Here is a 17,386-nt window from a genome sequence, read left to right on the forward strand (position 1 = left end):
GAACGAAGGCGTTGACTCCGTCCACTCTCAACCCGAGGTTCCCATGAACGTGTTGGCCCTGAGCCATCGGCGAAGAAGACCCCTGCTGGTGGTCCTCGCCACGGCGACCGCGCTGGCGGCCGCACCCGCCGTCGCGCACGCCGAAGGCAGCAGCCCGTCCGCGCCGGTCACCGGCGGCATCCCCCTGATCGACACGACGGAGGAGATCGGTCCCGGGATCGATCTGCAGCATGTGAAGGCGCTCGACCAGAAGGGCTGGTACGACGCGCGGTTCCTGACGGTGGACCTGTCCGGCCGGGGAGTCGGCACGGACCTGCTGACCTCCGGGCCGGTCGCGTCCGGAGGACCGCTCAGCGCGGCCGCCGACAGGGCGGGCGCCGTCGCGGGCGTCAACGGCGACTTCTTCGACATCGGCAGCTCCAACGCGGCGCTCGGCGGCGAGATCCAGGACGGCAGGCTCGTCAAGACGGCCGACGTCACCGGCGGTCGCCGGCACGTCGGCGTCAGCAAGGACGGCGTCGCCCAACTCGTGGACCTCACGGTCGACACGACCGCGACGTTCGCCGGCGCGGACCACAAGGTGTTGTCCCTCAACGCCGCGAACGGCGGCGGGATTCCGGCCGACGGCCTGGTCGCCTTCACCTCGGCCTGGGGCGACTACAGCCGCAACCGCGGCCTGACGGGCGTCGCCGACGACCAGATCGCCGAGGTCCTGGTCGAGAACGGCTCGGTCGTCTCGGTCAGGCCGAACGGCCCGGCGGGCTCGGGGCCGATCCCGGACGACGGCTTCGCGCTCGTCGGGCGCGGCGCCGCGGCGATGGCGCTCCGCGCGCTGCGGCCCGGCGACCCGGCCACGCTCGGCCACGCGCTCGCCGACGGTGCGGCCAAGACGATGAAGTTCGCGATCGGCCACGGCGGCACCATCGTCTCCGGCGGTCAGGCCGTCAAGGGCCTGGACACCTCGATCGCCCCGCGGACCGCGCTCGGTTTCAGGGACGGCGGCAAGACGCTGGTGCTCGCCACCTGGGACGGCCCGGGCGGCACCGGCAAGGGCGGTGTCGGGATCGACAAGGAGGCGCGTGACCTCGCCGCGATGGGCGTGGAGACCGCCGTCAACCTCGACGGCGGCGGCTCGACCACGATGGTCGCCCGCGGGCTCGGCGAGGACGCCGCGACGGTCCGCAATGTGCCGTCGGACGGCCACGAGCGCAACGACCCGAACGGCGTGGGGGTGTTCGTCGCGAAGGGCGACGGCAGGCTGCACCAGCTCCTCGTCAAACCCGCGCCGGGCGCCGTCTCGCCCGATAACGATGTCAAGGTCTTCCCGGGGATGCGCCGCGCGTTCGTCGCGAAGGGCGTCGACAACCACCAGACGCCGGTGCGGGTCGACCCGAAGTCCGTGCGGTGGTCCGCCCGCGGAGCGTCCGTCACGAACGGCGTCCTCTCGGTGCCGGCCAAGGCGCACGGCACGGTCACGGTCGACGCGCGGGCGGGTCGCGAGGAGGCGCACACCAAGGTCGGTGTCCTCGGCCCGGTCGACAGCCTGGAGCTGTCCTCCCAGCTCCTGTCGATCGCCGAGGCGACCCCCGACGACGCGGCCACCGTCTCCGTGACCGGCCGCGACGCCGAGGGCTACACGGCCCCGGTCGACCCGCGGGACCTCTCGCTCGACTACGACCACGGCGTCGTCGACATCCAGCCGGTGAACGGCAAGCTGAAGGTCACCCCGCTCACGAACGCGAGCACCGTCCTCACGGTCTCGGCCGGCGGCCACTCGGTCCGGCTCCCGATCACCGTCGGCGTGCAGACCAGGACGGTCTACGACTTCGACGACGACGTACTCGCCCGCTGGCGCAACAACAGCACCGCGGCCACGACGTTCTCGGCGGACCCCGACGGACTGCGGATCGACTTCGACGCGATGCGCAACGTGGGCGTCGCCGCGGTGTCGGCGGCCCAGCGCGTGCAGATCCCCGGGCAGCCGTTGCGGGTGCGGGTGCGGCTCAAGTCCAGCATCAGCGTGCCGAACGGACTGACCTACCTGGGCTACGTGGACGCGGCCGGCAAGGGCGCCGGCGTCTACGGCACCGGTCTGAGGGCGGGCGCCGACTGGCAGTACGCGACGTTCACCGTGCCGGCGAACACGGCGTTCCCGATAGCGGTCTCCAGCTTCCAGGGCATCAACACGAACGTCGCCGAGCAGAGGCCGGGCACGTTCGTGCTGGACCGCGTCGAGGCCGACGTCCCGACGCCGGTCGACCTGCCCGCCCGGCCGGAACCGCGGCCCGACCCGCTCGTCTCCGACGACGGCTCGCTGCCGGCCGGCCGTGGCACCTGGCGGTTCGGCACGCTGTCGGACGTGCAGTTCACGGCCGACAGCCCGGCGCTGTCCCAGGTGGCCACGGCCGCCGTCCAGCGGATCCGCAGGACGCATCCGGACCTGATCGTCCTCAACGGCGACATCACCGACCGCGGTCTGCCGCAGGACCTCTCCCTCGCCCGCAAGGTACTCACCGACGCCGGGTGCGACCTCGTACCGGTCGGCCAGGAGCCGGCGGCGGACAGCACACCGGACCCGAAGTCCGGCTCGGTCCCGTGCTATTACGTGCCGGGCAACCACGAGTCCTACGGTCTGAACAACGTCCAGCAGGACCTGACGAACTTCACGGCCGAGTTCGGGCGGCCGTACCGGACGTTCGACCACAAGGGAACCCGGTTCATCCTGCTCGCCAGCTCCCTCGGGTCGCTGCGCGGGACGGCGTGGGACCAGCTCCCGATGATGCGGCAGGCCCTCGCCGACGCGAAGAAGGACCGGTCGGTGCGCAATGTCATGGTGTTCGCGCACCACCCGGTGGACGACCCCGGCGAGGCGAAGTCCAGCCGGCTGGGCGACCGCGACGAGGCCGCGCTCATCGAGAGCATGCTCACCGATTTCCGTGACTCCACCGGCAAGGGCGCCGCGATGGTCGGATCCCACGCCCAGATCGCCGACGTCCACCGCCTGGAGGGCGTCCCATACACGGTGCTGCCGTCCTCAGGCAAGGACCCGTACGGCACGCCGGACCGCGGTGGGTTCACCGGGTGGGTCGACTGGTCCGTCGACGCGCGGCGCGACGCGAAGCAGCAGTGGCTCAAGGCCGACGTGCGCGCCTTCGCACAGTCCGTGACGCTCGACGCCCCGGACACCGTCGAGGTGAACGGGGCGGTGCGGCTCTCGGGCAGCATCGTGCAGCCGGAGGGCGTGGCGACGGGCTCGCGGGTGGTGCCGCTGCGCTTCCCGATGTCGGTCGGCTGGGGCGGCTCGGCCGGCCTGGCCGTCGGCAGCGGGAAGAAGGCCGTCGCGGACGCCCGCCGCGGCGGCAAGGTCGCGATCCTCGACCCGCGGACCCGGACGCTCACCGGGCTGCGCCGTGGCTCTGTGACGATCACGGTGACGAACGACTCGATGCGCCCCTACACCGACGAGAGTTCGCTCGCGCCGGTCACGGCATCGAAGACCGTCCGGGTCGTACCGGGCTCGCACCACTGAGGACGTGCCGGGCCGACTCGGCGTGCGGCGCCGCCGACCGCCTCCCGGGCGGCCCGGCTCACGCAGGGGCCCGGCCGGGGGCGAGCACTTTGGTGCTCGCCCCCGGCGCCGCCGCGGCCCTGCGGCCGTGTCCCAACCGCCGGGGGCCCGTCAGCCGACCCGTTCGATCCAGTCGCTGCTGCCCAGCGGGTAGTCGTAGCCGGGACGGCCGACGTCGGCGCTGGTCCGGAACGGGACGCCGGCGTTGTCGATGTGCAGGGTCCCGCGGCGGCTGCCGCTGGACCAGTCCAGGGTGAGGTCCCAGCGGACGTCGTGCGCCTTGGTGCGGGCGGTGACGTAGAAGACCTCCGGGTCGGACTCGCTGACCTTGTACGGGAAGTCGCGCTGGCCGTTCTTGACGGTGACCGTGGGGCTGCCGTTGTCGAGGTCGATGTCGAACGACTTGGTGCCGACGCCGCCGCCGCAGCCGACGCCCATCGAGTAGTCGTTCCAGGCGAGCGGTGCGCCCTTGGCGACGACGCGTACGTGCAGCGCCTCCAGGACGACGGTGTCCGCGCCGGTGCCCTGGACGGTGAGGGCGACCCGCTGTTCGTCGGAGGAGACCGCACCGTAGGCGGCGGCCCAGCGCGGGGCGTCCTGCTCGTTGGCGGGCGGGCCGACCTGCTCGGGTTCGCTGTCCACGAGGAAGTGCTGGCTGCACGGGGATTCGTAGACGTAGGGGCGGGTGCCGACGGTCAGCGGGACGGCGCCGGTGCCGGTGCCGCCGGTGGGTTCGGCCGCCGCGCCCTGCTTGCCGCCGCCCGAGGGTGCGGCGGACCCGGTGGCGGTGGCGGTGGCCGATGCGGACGGTGTGCGGCTCTGCCCGCTCGGGGACGGGGCGGGGGTCGGCGACTCGGCGTCGGCCGTGCCGCTGACCGCGGTGGCACCGGCGGCGCGCTCGTCGCGCGGGTCGTCCCCGTCTTTGCCCGACAGCGGCTGCACGACGATCGCCACGGCGCCCAGTACGGCGACCGCCGCGGCGCAGGCGATCAGGGCGGTGCGCCGGCGCCGTGGCCGCGCGGGTTCCCCCGCCACGCCGACGACGACCGGCTCACCGGGCTCACCGTGCCCGGCGTCCTGTGGCCCTCCCCGCGGCACCGCGGCACGAACCGAGCCCGCCCCGGACGCCGGTGCCGCCCCAGGAGCCAGAGCCGTCCCGGGAGCCGAGCCCGTCCCGGCAGCAGAGCCCGCCCCGGAAGCCGCACCCGCCCCGAGACCCGACTCCGCCCCGGAAGCCGCACCCGCCCCGAGACCCGACTCCGCCCCAGAGACCGGACCCATCCCGAGACCCGACTCCGCCCCAGAGACCGGACCCGCCCCGGGACCCGAGTCCACCGCAGGAGCCGGAGCCACCCCCGGAGCCGCAGCCGCACCAAGGGACGGGGGCGTGGCGGAGGCGGGCGGTGGTGGTGGGCCCGGCTGGGCCGGGAGTGCCGCGCCGGCACGCGCCGTGGGATCCGCCGCCGAACCGGTGTCCCCCGTACCCGGCACGCCCGCCGCGCCAGCCGTCTCGGCCGAACCGGCCTCTTGGGCCGAACCGGTGCCCTGGACCGAACCGGTGCCCTGAGGCGAACCGGTTCTCTGGGGCGAACCGGTCTGCGAACTCTTCGCCGGGGCCGCGCCGGTGGGGCCGCCGGCCCCCGCCCGTGCCGCCCCGGTCTGGTCCGCCCTGCGCCCCCGTGCCGCGTCCGCCAGGATCCAGTGCCGGTGCAGTTCCACGAGTTCCTGAGGCGTCGCCCGGCACACCCGTGCGAGGCGTTCGACCGGCGCGTACTCGTTCGGGACCGCGGTGCCGTTGCAGTAGCGGTGCAGCGTCGACGTGCTCATGTGCAGCCGCTTGGCCAGCGCCCCGTAACTCAGTCCCGAACGGTCCTTGAGCCCCCGCAGCAGCGTCGCGAACTCCTCCGTCTCCCCCGACTCTGCCGCCCCTGACACCCGTTCCTCCCTCTCACCGCGTCCCGATCGCGTCTTCCATGGGGCACTGTATTTCCCTCGCTGAAAGCGTGTTCCGGCGGACCGGCGTCCGTCCCCGCAGGCAGCGGTCGACGGACGGCGCTCCCACCTGGTGAGGCCCCGCAAGCGGTGACGAGTGAGAGGGTCAGGCCGGTTCCGGGAAGGCGACCGGGCTCCTGAGTCCCGCCTTGTTCACGGCGCGTATCCCGAAGAACACATTGTCCTTGGACAGGTCCACTTCCCGTCGCGTCACGTCCCCGACCGGGATGACATGGGTCCACTCGGGGTCCGTCGTCTCGCGCCAGACGATCTCGTAGCCGACGAGGTCCCCTTCGCCGCCCCGGGTCCACACCAGTTCCGTGGAGTTGGTCAGCGTCGAGGTGACGATCCGCGCGTCGCGCGGTGTGCCGGGGGCCTGGGCCAGGGACCACAGGGCCGCCGCGTTCACCCGGGCCACCCGGGCGATGTAAGGAAAGTCGCAGAACTCGGGCAGATCCCCGTACTGCCGGCCGCTCTCGTCGACGCGTACGTCCTGGTGCTGGTGGGCGAAGTCCTCGGCCGGTTCCGTGAACCGGGCGGCCGGGTAGCCCCGTTCGAGGAACGGGATGTGGTCACCGCCCCGGCGGTAGCGGTCCCTGCGGTAGATCACGCGGACGTGCATGCCGGTGGCGTCGTTGTCGGCCACATCGCGTACGAACCGGGCCAGTTGGCGGGTCGCGGAGTCGTTCTCGCCGCCCACCGAGCGCCGGGTCGCGGCCTGCTCGGGCGTTTCGGAGGACGGCACGCCCTCCGCGAAGAGCCGGATGGTGTACGGGTCCTGTGTGCCGTCGTCCGCGGTGGAGCTGCCGACGATGTCGTTGGTGAACATGCCCCGCAGATCGGCGCCCGCCGCCTTGAACTGCTCGGCCATGTGCGCCGCCCCGTACAGGCCCTGCTCCTCGCCGGCCACCGCCGCGAACACGATGGCCGAGGCCGGCCGCCGCCCGGCCATCACCCGGGCCAGTTCCAGGACCACGGCCACGCCGGACGCGTCGTCGTCCGCGCCCGGCGCATCCGAGACGGCGTCCATGACGTCGGTGGCGCGGGAGTCGTAGTGGCCGGAGACGACGTACACGCGCTCCGGGGTCACCGAGCCGCGCAGGGTGGCGAGCACGTTCGTGATGCGGGTGGCGGTCGGGATGCGGGACGCCGGTTCCTGGACGTACGACTGGAGTCGGGCGGTCATCCGGCCGCCGGAGGCGGCGGCGTACGAACGGAACTCGGCGAGCAGCCAGTCGCGGGCGGCGCCGATGCCGCGTGCCGGGTCGTCCTGAGCGGACAGGGTGTGCCGGGTGCCGAAGGAGACGAGTGTGCGCACCGTCGCCTCGATGCGGGCCGGATCGATCTCCCGGAGCAGCGCGCGCAGTTCACGGCTCGGAGGCTGGGCCGTCGCGGGCGGACGGCGGGCTTCGCCCCGCGGCTGCGCGGCCTCGGCCGTGCCCGTCGTGCCCAGGGCCGCGGCGCCGCTCGCCGCTGTCGCGGTCAGGATGGTTCGCCTGCTGAGACTGGGGCGCATGGGTCCTCCCGGGCTGGCTGTGCCGACCGACCCTGTCATGGTTGTGGACACGCCAAGATTGAGCAAGAGAGCCGTGTGACCGCCGCTCGACCGGGGCCCGTCACCAGGCGGACGGGCCCCAGCCGGGTGACCGGGCTCAGTCGGTGTAGACCTCTGCCCTGTCCACGCTCACGAAGGACGCGCTGGACGACGCGTTGTGTTCCCCGGTCACCCGGATGCGCAGGGTGTGCTTGCCGGCGGGCAGACGCGGGCTGAGGTACTGGAGCGTCTCTCCGGTCCGCGGGGATCCGTAGAAGTCGACGCGCTGTTCGGCGCCGCCGTCCACACTGATGGCCGCGATGCCGTTGCCGGTGTCCCGTACGGACAGCAGCGCGATCCGGGTGCCCGTGAAGGTGAAGGTCGCGGTGTTGCCCGCCCGGTCGCTCCAGTGGTCGTCGCTCCAGAAGCACTGCGCCGCGCAGCCCGTTCCCGAGTTCCATGTGCCCTGGTAGGCGACCTGGCCCGCGCCGCTGGAACGGCCGTCGTCGTTGATCCAGTAGTTGCCGTTGCCGGGGTCGCCGGACGGCAGGTCCTGTGTCGCGCCGAGGGCGAGCGGGCTGCCGAGGTCAGGGCTGCCGTCCGCGTGCCAGCCGATCTTCTGGGCGCGGGTCGTGCGGTTGCCGTAGGTGTAGCTCGCGGTCGTCTTGGCGTGGTAGACGATCCAGTCCTGTGTACCGTCGGGCGACCGGAAGAAGGCGTGGTGGCCGGGGCCGTAGACCCCCTTGGCGTCATCGCGTGCGAACACCGGGCCGGAGTGCTGGCGCCAGTTGCCGGGCGTCAGCGGATCGGCGTTGTCGGGCAGGGACAGCATCCACAGCTGGTAGTCGGGCTTGCCGGTGTCGCACGTCGAGTACGTCAGCCATGTACGGCCGTTGCGGTTCAGGAACTCGGGGCCCTCGCGCACCTCCGGGCAGCCCCCGGCGGCATCGAGGGCCACCGCGTTCCCGGAGACCGTGTAGGGGTTCGCCATGGGGGCGATGTTCAGACCGTTGTGCTGGTAGGCGTTGATCCCCGCGTACGCCAGATACAGCTTGCCGTTGTGCTGGAAGACGCCGGGGTCGATGGCGAAGTCGTTCGCGTGGTTGGGCGGGGCCAGCTTCGCCTTGAAGTGGTAGGGCCCGGTCGGGTCGCCGCCCTCCGACTCCAGGACGTACAGCCGGTGATGGTCGTCCACGCCGTCATCGGCCGTGTAGTACATGTACCAGCGGTTGCCGAAGCGGTAGAACTCGGCCGCCCAGATGTGCTGGTTGCGCTCGGGGTTGGTGTCGGTCCACACGGTCACCGGGTCCGCGTCGAGCAGCGTGCCGAGCGAGGGCGAACTCCACATCTTGATGCTGCCGCCCTGCGTGGTGGTGAGGCGGTAGGCCCCGTTCGCATAGGTCAGGAAGGGGTCCGGTCCGGTGTTCAGCGGATTCCGGAAGGTGCCCGCGGCCTTGACCGCGGGCGCGGGCTGCCCGGCGTGGGCCTGCGGCACGCAGACCAGGCCGATGAGCAGGGCCAGCAGAACGGCCAACCGTGCACTCGTGGACCGACGCGGCATCAGCGGCTCCTCACCTGCGCAAGTGCCCGGAGTCCCGGGCGATTTGAGATGGCGGACCCTATGGCACCACAGCTCTTACATCGATGTAAACAGCTCTCGCGGCAAACCGTCCGAGCCACTGCCGCCCGGCCGTTGCGCCCCGCTCACGACCGAACGGACACGCCCCGCCCGCCCCGGCAGGGGACGGGCCGACAGGGTGCTCGGGTATGGGGCGGGCCGACAGGGTGCTCGGGTATGGGGCGGGGCGACGTGGCGCTCGGTGAGCGGGGCGGGGCGACGTGGTGCTCGGTGTACGGGGCGGGGCGAGGTGGCGCTCGGTGTGCGGGGCGGGGCCCGGCGGAGCACCCGGGAGGCGTGCGCCCCGGCCGAAGCCGTGCCGTGCGGCGCCGTGCCGTGCCGTGCCGCGCCCTGCCGTGCGAAAACGCCGTGCTGCGCCGTCGGTTGGGGCAGCCGAGGGCCCTCGGGACCTTTCTTCGTACCGGGCCGTGGTCCCCGGCGCGCCCAGCGGTCGGGGCGGTCCGCGGTCGTCGGCGTCCGGTCTGTCTGACGGCATGCGGTGACGGGTACGCTACCTGCCGTCAAAGGCGAGAAGCCGCGGCACATCGGGGTGTTGGGGGACCATGCGCATCGTCATCACCGTCGACGGTGGCAGCGACGGCGGCGCGGAGTTGCGCCGTTGGCTGACCGCGGAACCGCAGTTGCGGGGCCGGATCCGGCTGGACACACAGCCTCCGCCGCCCGGGGCGATGGGCGGCGGGGCGATGGACGCGCTCATCGCGATCCTGGAGCCCGGCGGGGTGGCGACGGTGTTCGCCGGGGCCGTGGTCGCCTGGGCGGCCAGCCGCCGCAGCAGCCAGACCATCACCGTGACCAAGCCCGACGGCACCCAGATCAGCATCGAGTCCACCCAGGTCAGGGCGGACGCGGCGCAGGCCGCCGACCTGGTCGAGCGGCTGGCCGCCGCGGTCGGCGACCCGCCACGGCCCGAGCACCGCCGCGAACCGGACGGCGCCGCACCGCCCGGACCGTGAACGGCGGCACCGCCGCCGAGGCGGGACTGGCCGCCCCGGGGGCGCGGGCGATCCTGGTCGGCACCGGCCGGCATGTTCCCGGGTCGCGGCTGCCGGACCTGCCGTCGGTCGACACCACCCTGGACGACCTGCACCGTGTGCTGCGCGAGGTGTGCGGCATGCCGGACGAGGCGATCCACCGGGTGCCGGCGGACGCCGACCCGCCGGCCGTGGTCGCGGCGGTGGAACGGGCGGTCGCCGACGCACCCGGCGTGCTGCTGCTGTACTACGTCGGCCACGGACTGCTCGGCCCCGGCGACGAGTTGTACCTGGCCACCCAGGCCACCGAGGCCGCGGACCGGGTCTCACACGCGGTGCCGTACCGCACCGTCAGGGACCTGCTGAGCGACGCGCCCGGAGACGGCGTCGTCATCCTGGACTGCTGTTTCTCCGGGCGTGCCGCCGTGCCGGCGGGCGGGCGGCACGGCGAGCCGTTCGCCGCGGCCAGGCCCCGCGGAAGCGTGCTGCTCAGCTCGGCCTCGCACTTCGCGTTGTCCTTCGCGCCGGAGGGCGAGCGCCACACCCTGTTCAGCGGCCGGCTGCTGCGGCTGCTGGAGCGGGGCGACCCGGCCGGGCCGCCCTGGCTGACCATCGATCGGATGCACGCGCTGCTGGAGCGCGAGTTCGAGGGCTCCCCCGTGCGTCCGCACCGGCAGAGCGAGGGCCGGCTGGGCGAGTTGCGCGTCGCCCGCAACCGCGGCTACCGCCCGGCTCCGGGGCCCGCGGCCGTGCCGCCCGCCGACGTACCGTGCCCCTACCCGGGTCTTGAGCCGTTCCGTGCGGAGGACAGCCGGCACTTCTTCGGGCGGGAGGAGATCACCGCGCGGCTGCTGGACGCCGTCGGCGGCAGCGTCACCCGCCCGCCGGACCGGCACCCGGTGATCCTGGTCGGCGCGTCCGGGGTGGGCAAGTCCTCGCTGCTGCGGGCCGGGCTGCTGGCCGGGCTTGAGCGGCTGCGCGAGGCGGCCGGCGGCGGCGGCCCCGACGACGTGCCCTGGCCGGCGCTGCTGCTGCCCGCGCCGGGACCGATGCCGCTGCGGTCGCTGGCCGAGCTGTGGGCGCGGGCCACCGGACGGGACACGGACGAGGTGCTGACCGCCTTCACCGACGGCGACGGCTTCCCCGAGCCGCTGCCCGGCCGCAGACCCTGCCGGCTGCTGGTGGTCGACCAGTTCGAGGAGATCTTCACCCGCTGCCGGGACACCGAGCAGCGTGCCCGGTTCATCGGCCTGCTCACCGGCGGGGCAGGGGACCGGGCCCCACGCGTCGTACTGGGCCTGCGCGCCGACCACTACGGCAGCTGTCTCGCCCACCCGCCGCTGGTCCGGGCCCTTTCCCAGGGGCAGTTCACCGTGCCACCGATGGACGAGGACGCCCTGCGCGCCGCCGTCGAGGGGCCCGCGCAGGGGGCCGGTCTGAGCCTGGAGCCCGGCCTGAGCGACCGGCTGCTGCACGACCTGCGGCAGGGCGGCGTCCTCGGGCCCGCCGCTTTGGCCGGGCCGGACGACACCGCCGCCCTGCCGTTCCTCGCGCACGCGCTGCGCGAGACCTGGCGCACCCGCAGCGGCGCGGTCCTCACCCTGGCCGGCTACCAGCGCACCGGCGGCATCTGGCAGTCCGTCACCAAGACCACCGTGGAGCTGTACCAGTCCCTCGACGAGCCCGGACGCCGGGTCCTGCGCGACGTACTGCTCCGCATGATCCACATCACCGCCGACGGCGCCGACACGGTGGTGCGCCGCCGGGTGCGGCCCGCGGAGCTGCTGGACGGCCGGTCACCGCGGCAGCGACGGCTGGTCACCGAGGTGTGCGACCGGCTGGCGAACGCCCGGCTGATCACCATGGACCGGTCGACGGCCCAGATCTCCCACGAGGCGCTGCTGCGCGCCTGGCCCCAGTTGCGCCGCTGGATCGACGAGGACCGGACCGACCTGCTGCTGCGCCAGCAACTGGCGGAGGCCGCCGACGCCTGGCAGACGGCCGGCCGCGACCCGTCGTTCCTGCTGCGCGGCACCCGGCTCGACGCCGCGCAGGACCTGGATCGCCGGGCGCGGCTGAGACGGCAGCCGCTGCGCCGGCAGGACCTGGTGTTCCTGGTGGCGAGCGGCGCGGCGGCACGCGCGGAACGGCAGCGCGACGCGCGCCGCACCCGGCGGCTGAAGCAGGCCCTGGGCGGGGTGGCGGTGGCCCTGTGCCTGGCGCTGATCGCCGCGGGAGTGGCGTTCCAGCAGCAGCGTACGGCGCAGGACCAGCGGCGGCTCGCGACGTATCGGGCGCTGACCGCGGAGGCCGGCAACCTGCGGCAGGCCGACCCGCAGACATCGCTGCGGCTGGGGCTCGCCGCCTACCGGCTCCGTCCGACGGCCGAGGCACGCAGGGCGGTGTTCGACACGCTGGCGCAGACGCCGTTCGGCGGCAGCGCGCCGCTGCCCGACTGGCGGGCGAAGGGAGGACGGCAGGAGGTGGCCGGGATCAGCCCGGACGGCCGGCTGGTGGCCACCACCGACTACCAGCACGGGATCACCGTGTGGGACGTCCGGAACACCGCGCGTCCGGCCCGGACGGCCCTTGCCCGCTGCCGCGACTATGTCGACGGGCTCGCCTTCAGCCGGGACGCCCGGCTGCTCGCCGCGGCGTGCCGGGACGGCTCGGTGAACCTGTGGAGCCTGGCCGACCGGGACCACCCGCGCCGACTCGCCACGCTGCGTCTGCCGTCGCTGCCCGGCTCTCCGGGCACCGTGGCCTTCAGCCCGGACGGCCGCACCCTCGCGGCGGCGGGGTGGTGGAACGACAAGGCCCTCGGCGGATCGCTCGCGCTGTGGAGCCTGCGCGATCCGGCCCGGCCGCGGCGGCTCGCGCTCCGCGACGGCGTGTACGACGACAGCGCGCTGGCGTTCAGCCCGGACGGCCGCACCCTGGTCAGCTCCACGAGCCGGATCACGGCCCGTCAGGAGCCGGTCGACAAGGACTCGATCGTGCACCGCTCCGGCGCCACGTTCTGGGACGTCGCCGATCCGGCCCGGCCGCGGCGGCTGACCCGCAAGGACCTGCTGAACGAAGCGATGGCCTTCAGCCCGGACGGCCGGCTGTTCGCCGCCCAGAGCGACCGCACCGTCCTGCTGTGGGATCTCTCCGTTCCGGCCCGGCCCGACCTGCTGGCCTCCTGGGCCGCCCACACGGACATGGTCGCCGCGCTCGCGTTCAGTCCCGACGGCCGCCGGCTGGTCACCGGCGGCCTCGACGGCGACGCGCATCTGTGGAACCTCGACCGCCCCAGCCGCCCGCAGCGGATCCGGACGTTCTCCGGCAACACCGGTTCGGTGGCGGCCCTGGCCTTCACCCCGGACGGCCGTGCCGTGGTGTCGGCGACCGACAAGTCGGTGCTGCACTGGTATGTCACCGCCCGGGGCCGGCCGACCGTCACCGCGACACTCGCACCCGGCGGCGCGCTCGACGCGACCGCCGTCACCCCGGACAGCCGCACCCTGGCGACCGGCGGGGTCCAGGAGACCATAGACCTGTGGGACCTCACCGATCCCACGCGCCGCCGGCGGACGGCGACGCTCACCGGACACACCAAGGCCGTCAGCGCCCTCGCGATCAGCCGGGACGGAAAACTCCTGGCCGGCGGAGGCGACGACGGCCGCGTCCTGGTGTGGGACATCACGGACCGGTCCAGCCCGCGCCGCGTGGCCGATCTCCCCGGCCCCGGCAAGATGATCTCCTCGGTCGGTTTCTCCCCCGACGGGGCCACGCTGGTGGCCACCGGCGCGGACACCTTCTTCTCACCGGCCCAGGCACGGCTGTGGGACTTCACCCGGCCCGGCCGTCCCCGCGACCTCGGCGGCTTCTCGGGTCTGGGCACGCATGACAAGGCCCACTTCAGCCCGGACGGACGGCTGCTGGCCCTGCCGGGCGGGACCGGGACGGGGCTGTGGGACCGGCACGGGTCCGCCAAGCCGGTCGCACTGCCGGACGGGGACTCCACGTCGGCGTTCGCCCCGGACGGAAAGACCCTCGCCACCGGCGGCGGTGACGACGAGCCCGTCCTGTTGTGGGACGTCTCCGACGCCGCGCACCCCCGCCGGGTCGGGACGGTGCCCGCCGACGACGGCCGGATCGATGTCAGCCGACTGGCGTTCCACCCCGGCGGGAACCTGCTCGCCGGGGTCGGCGACGAGGGACGCACCGTCCTCTGGGACGTCGGCGACCGCACCCGGCCGCACCTCGCCGCCGTCCTCACCGGGCACCACGACGCCATCGGCGACCTGGCCTTCAGCCCCGACGGCCGGCGCCTGGTCACCGTGAGCGCCGACCGCACCGCGCTGGTGTGGGACCTCGGCGACCTGCCCGCGATCAGCGCCGACCCGATCCGGACGGCCTGTGACGTGGCGAGCGGCGGACTGACCCACGAACAGTGGAACGACTACGCACCGGGCATCGCCTTCCACCAGACCTGCCCTTGACGCCACCGCCCACCGCCCACCGCCCGGGCCGACAGGCCCGACCCCCGACCGCGCGCCCCCATGTCCTCCTGCTCGGGTCCGCGGCTGCGGCCGGCTCGGTGTCAGACGAGGTCGATGAGCGGTTCGCCCGTGAGGGCCCGGCGTGCCCTGGCGACGGCGCCGTCCTGCAGCGCCCCGAGCGACCGGGTCGACCGCCAGGCGATGTGCGGCGTGAGGATCGCGTTGGGCGCGTCCCGCAGGGCGTGGTCCGCGGGCAGCGGCTCCTGCGCGAAGACGTCGAGCGCGGCGCCCGCGATGTGTCCCGAGCGCAGCGCCTCGGCGAGTGCCCGCTCGTCGACGAGTCCGCCGCGCGAGACGTTGACGACGACGGCTCCGCGGCGCATGCGTCGCAGCACCGCGGCGGACACCAGATGGCGCGTCCGCTCGGTGAGCGGGAGATGGAGGGAGACGACGTCGGACTCTTCGAGGACCTGTGCCAGCGGTGCGGCGGGGACCTCGGAGAACCGTGCGAAGGGGTCGTACGCGTGGACCCGGGCACCGAGCGCGGCCCACGAGGCGGCGACGATCCGGCCGATGCGTCCCATGCCGACGATGCCCGCCCGGAGTTCGGTCGGCTTCGGCGCGTCGTAGGCGATCTCCCCCGCCCACCGCCCGTCCCGGACGGCCGACTGCCCCTGGGGCAGACGGCGGATCGGCGCGGCGACGGCTTGGTGCGGCACGGGGGCGGCTCAGCCGGGCACGATGAGGTCGATGCCGTACGCGGCCACCGCCAGGCACGCGGCGAAGCACAGCACCGCGGCGCCCGCCGCGGCCCGCGCGGGTCCGCCGTCCGCCGTGCCGGCGCGCAGGCCGCCGGCCCGGTTCCAGGCCGCGATGGCGAGTGAGAACAGCACGACCACCGCGATCGTGACGCCGAAGCTGGCCAGGGACACCTCTCCGAGGTTGTCCCACTTGATGTCCATCGCGCGCTCCTTCCGCGACCGCGAAAACCATGGGGGCGGTGCCGCTCACACGGCGGACGAGCCGGTGAGTTCGCGTTCCCTCGGCGGTACGTCGTTGACGTTGTCCGGGTTGACCGGCCGGCGCCGGGACAGCACGTAGAAGCCGGTGGCCGCGGCCACGGTCACGCCCGCCACGACGGCCACCCCCAGGTCGCCCTGGTCGGCCACCCAGGCCGAGACCCCGCCGACCGCCGCCGCGGCCGGCAGCGTCAGCACCCAGGACACCGCGATCCGCCCGGCGATGCCCCACCGCACCCTGGCCAGCCTGCGGCCGAGCCCCGAGCCGAGGATGCCGCCGGTGCAGACCTGTGTGGTGGACAGCGCGAACCCGAGGTGGGAGGAGGACAGGATGACCGCCGTCGCCGTCGTCTCGGCGGCGAAGCCCTGCGGGGCCTGGATGTCGGTCAGGCCCCTGCCCATGGTCCGGATGATCCGCCAGCCGCCGACGTAGGTGCCCAGGGAGATGGCGAGGCCGGCGGTGAGCACCACCCACCACGGCGGCTGCGAGCCGTGCGGGAGGAAACCGGTGGCGATCAGCGCGAGGGTGATGACGCCCATGGTCTTCTGTGCGTCGTTGGTGCCGTGGGCCAGGGCCACCAGGGAGGCCGATCCGACCTGGCCCGCCCGGAAACCCTTGTTGACCTTGTGTTCCGCGGTGCGCTGGGTGATCTTGTAGGCCAGATAGGTCGCGACGAGGGCCACCGCACACGCGAGGATCGGCGAGGCGATCGCCGGAATCACGATCTTCTCCACCACCTGGGTGAAGTGGATGGCCGATCCGCCCGCTCCGACCCACACCGCACCGATCAGTCCGCCGAACAACGCGTGCGACGAACTGGACGGCAGTCCGAACAGCCAGGTCGTCAGGTTCCACAGGATCGCGCCGACCAGCCCGGCGAAGATCATGACCAGCGAGACCCTGGAGTCGTTGACGAGCCCGTTCGAGATCGTCGAAGCCACCTCGGTGGACAGGAACGCACCGGCGAGGTTCAGCACGCCCGCCACCGCGACCGCCACCCGGGGTTGCAGGGCCCCCGTCGCGATGGAGGTCGCCATGGAGTTGGCGGTGTCGTGGAAGCCGTTGGTGAAATCGAAGGCCAACGCGGTGACAATGACCGCGATGAGCAGGAAGGAAAAGCTTTCCACCGCCGACGGCCTCTCACTCGGTGCGTCGTACGAGTAGCCGGACGTCCTTCCCCGTCCCACGCCGGCGTCCGGCCGAGGCCGCCCGTGACACGACGTGTCGGCCCCGGAGGAGTCCGCACGGGAGGGGCCCGCGCGCCGGCATGTGACCGTGTCCGTCTCGCTATCCATCCTGACGAGGCCGCCCGGACGCGCAACCCGAGCGCCGGGTCGGCTGCTGACCGGCGTGCCCGTGCGGGCCCCGCGCACCGTCAGGCCGGCGTGGCGGAGGTCTTCTCGCTGAGCCAGTCGGCGAACGTCTGGGTGCCGCGGGGGCCGGCGCCGGTCGGAAGCAGCCCGCCGCTGCTCATCCCGCCGGGTACGCGCAGCGGCAGGACCGGGCGCCTGCGGGCGCCGCCCGCGGCGGTGAGGCGCCGCGCCATGTCGACCAGCGACTCGACCCGCGGCCCGGCCAGCTCGGGTGCCATCGCCAGCGGCGGCTCGGGGGCGAGGTCGGCGAGGGCTTCGGCCACCTCGCGTACGGCGATGGGCTGGACCCGCGCCGTCGGTACCACCGCGACCGGCCCGGGCACGCCGTTCAGCAGCTGCCCCGGGAACTCGTGGAACTGCGTCGCCCGCAGGATCGTCCACGGCACCGCCCCGCCGCGGACGATCTCCTCCTGCCGCAGCTTGCCGGTGTAGTAGGGGTTGCGCACCCGGTCGATCCCCACGATGGACAGGGTCACCAGGTGCCGTACCCCGGCCCGCTCGGCCGCCGCGACGAGGTGGCGTCCCGCCCGGTCGAAGAAGTCCACCGACACCGACGCGCGGGTCGTGATCACATTGCTGACGTCGATGACCGCCTCGGCCCCGGCCAGCGCCGCGTCCAGCCCGGACCCGGTGAGCAGGTCGACGCCCTGCCCGCGCGACAGCGCCTCCGGCGTGTGCCCACGGGCCCGCAGCGCCTCCACCACACGCCGCCCGGCCACACCGGTCCCACCGGCAACCGCGATCTTCATGAGCACTCCCGTCCCTCTCCCTGCCGCCTTGCCGCCCTGCCGTACGAGAGAAC

10 protein-coding genes are annotated in these 17,386 nt (G+C 73.9%); 3 read left to right on the forward strand and 7 right to left on the reverse strand.

The annotated features are described in order from the left end of the window. Positions 1 to 43: 43 nt before the first annotated feature. The gene (locus tag AC27LF_RS13905) at positions 44 to 3,529 is read left to right on the forward strand and encodes a phosphodiester glycosidase family protein (protein ID WP_479660809.1); all 3,486 of its coding nucleotides are present in this window, start codon (positions 44 to 46) and stop codon (positions 3,527 to 3,529) included. Positions 3,530 to 3,679: 150 nt separating this feature from the next. On the opposite strand, the gene AC27LF_RS13910 is transcribed toward AC27LF_RS13905, so the two are convergent. From AC27LF_RS13910 to AC27LF_RS13920, 3 genes are all read right to left on the reverse strand, one after another. Next, positions 3,680 to 5,503: a helix-turn-helix domain-containing protein gene (locus AC27LF_RS13910; RefSeq protein WP_479660808.1), complete on the reverse strand. Its 1,824-nt coding sequence runs from the start codon at positions 5,501 to 5,503 to the stop codon at positions 3,680 to 3,682. A 163-nt stretch (positions 5,504 to 5,666) separates the two neighbouring features. Further along, entirely contained in the window at positions 5,667 to 7,076 is a 1,410-nt protein-coding gene (locus AC27LF_RS13915) for a M28 family metallopeptidase (RefSeq protein WP_479660807.1), read from the reverse strand. A gap of 136 nt (positions 7,077 to 7,212) precedes the next feature. After that, entirely contained in the window at positions 7,213 to 8,655 is a 1,443-nt protein-coding gene (locus AC27LF_RS13920; protein WP_479660806.1) for a family 43 glycosylhydrolase, read from the reverse strand. A gap of 620 nt (positions 8,656 to 9,275) precedes the next feature. On the opposite strand from AC27LF_RS13920, the gene AC27LF_RS13925 reads away from it, so the two are divergent. Beyond that, positions 9,276 to 9,686, forward strand: a complete 411-nt coding sequence (locus AC27LF_RS13925) for an effector-associated constant component EACC1 (protein ID WP_479660805.1) — start codon at positions 9,276 to 9,278, stop codon at positions 9,684 to 9,686. Next, a complete protein-coding gene (locus tag AC27LF_RS13930; RefSeq protein WP_479660804.1) occupies positions 9,683 to 14,191 on the forward strand; it encodes a caspase, EACC1-associated type in 4,509 nt (1,502 codons plus the stop codon). The genes AC27LF_RS13925 and AC27LF_RS13930 overlap by 4 nt, the downstream gene beginning before the upstream one ends. Positions 14,192 to 14,292: 101 nt before the next feature. On the opposite strand, the gene AC27LF_RS13935 is transcribed toward AC27LF_RS13930, so the two are convergent. The 4 genes from AC27LF_RS13935 to AC27LF_RS13950 form a co-directional block, all read right to left on the reverse strand. Next, on the reverse strand, positions 14,293 to 14,910 hold the full coding sequence (locus AC27LF_RS13935) for an NAD(P)-dependent oxidoreductase (protein ID WP_479660803.1): 618 nt from the start codon (positions 14,908 to 14,910) through the stop codon (positions 14,293 to 14,295). 9 nt (positions 14,911 to 14,919) lie between these two features. Further along, a complete protein-coding gene (locus AC27LF_RS13940; RefSeq protein ID WP_479660802.1) occupies positions 14,920 to 15,153 on the reverse strand; it encodes a hypothetical protein in 234 nt (77 codons plus the stop codon). Between the two features lie 45 nt (positions 15,154 to 15,198). After that, positions 15,199 to 16,338, reverse strand: coding sequence for an inorganic phosphate transporter (locus AC27LF_RS13945; protein WP_479660801.1), 1,140 nt, complete (start codon positions 16,336 to 16,338; stop codon positions 15,199 to 15,201). Positions 16,339 to 16,586: 248 nt separating this feature from the next. Further along, positions 16,587 to 17,333, reverse strand: a complete 747-nt coding sequence (locus AC27LF_RS13950) for an SDR family oxidoreductase (protein ID WP_479660800.1) — start codon at positions 17,331 to 17,333, stop codon at positions 16,587 to 16,589. Positions 17,334 to 17,386: the final 53 nt, after the last annotated feature.

This window comes from Streptomyces diversicolor (assembly GCF_057537855.1).

Excerpts from the sequence above, each read along its gene's own strand:
- AC27LF_RS13905 (WP_479660809.1), top strand. The coding sequence starts at position 44 with ATGAACGTGTTGGCCCTGAGCCATCGGCGAAGAAGACCCCTGCTGGTG.
- AC27LF_RS13915 (WP_479660807.1), bottom strand. The coding sequence starts at position 7,076 with ATGCGCCCCAGTCTCAGCAGGCGAACCATCCTGACCGCGACAGCGGCG.
- AC27LF_RS13920 (WP_479660806.1), bottom strand. The coding sequence starts at position 8,655 with ATGCCGCGTCGGTCCACGAGTGCACGGTTGGCCGTTCTGCTGGCCCTG.
- AC27LF_RS13925 (WP_479660805.1), top strand. The coding sequence starts at position 9,276 with ATGCGCATCGTCATCACCGTCGACGGTGGCAGCGACGGCGGCGCGGAG.
- AC27LF_RS13940 (WP_479660802.1), bottom strand. The coding sequence starts at position 15,153 with ATGGACATCAAGTGGGACAACCTCGGAGAGGTGTCCCTGGCCAGCTTC.
- AC27LF_RS13950 (WP_479660800.1), bottom strand. The coding sequence starts at position 17,333 with ATGAAGATCGCGGTTGCCGGTGGGACCGGTGTGGCCGGGCGGCGTGTG.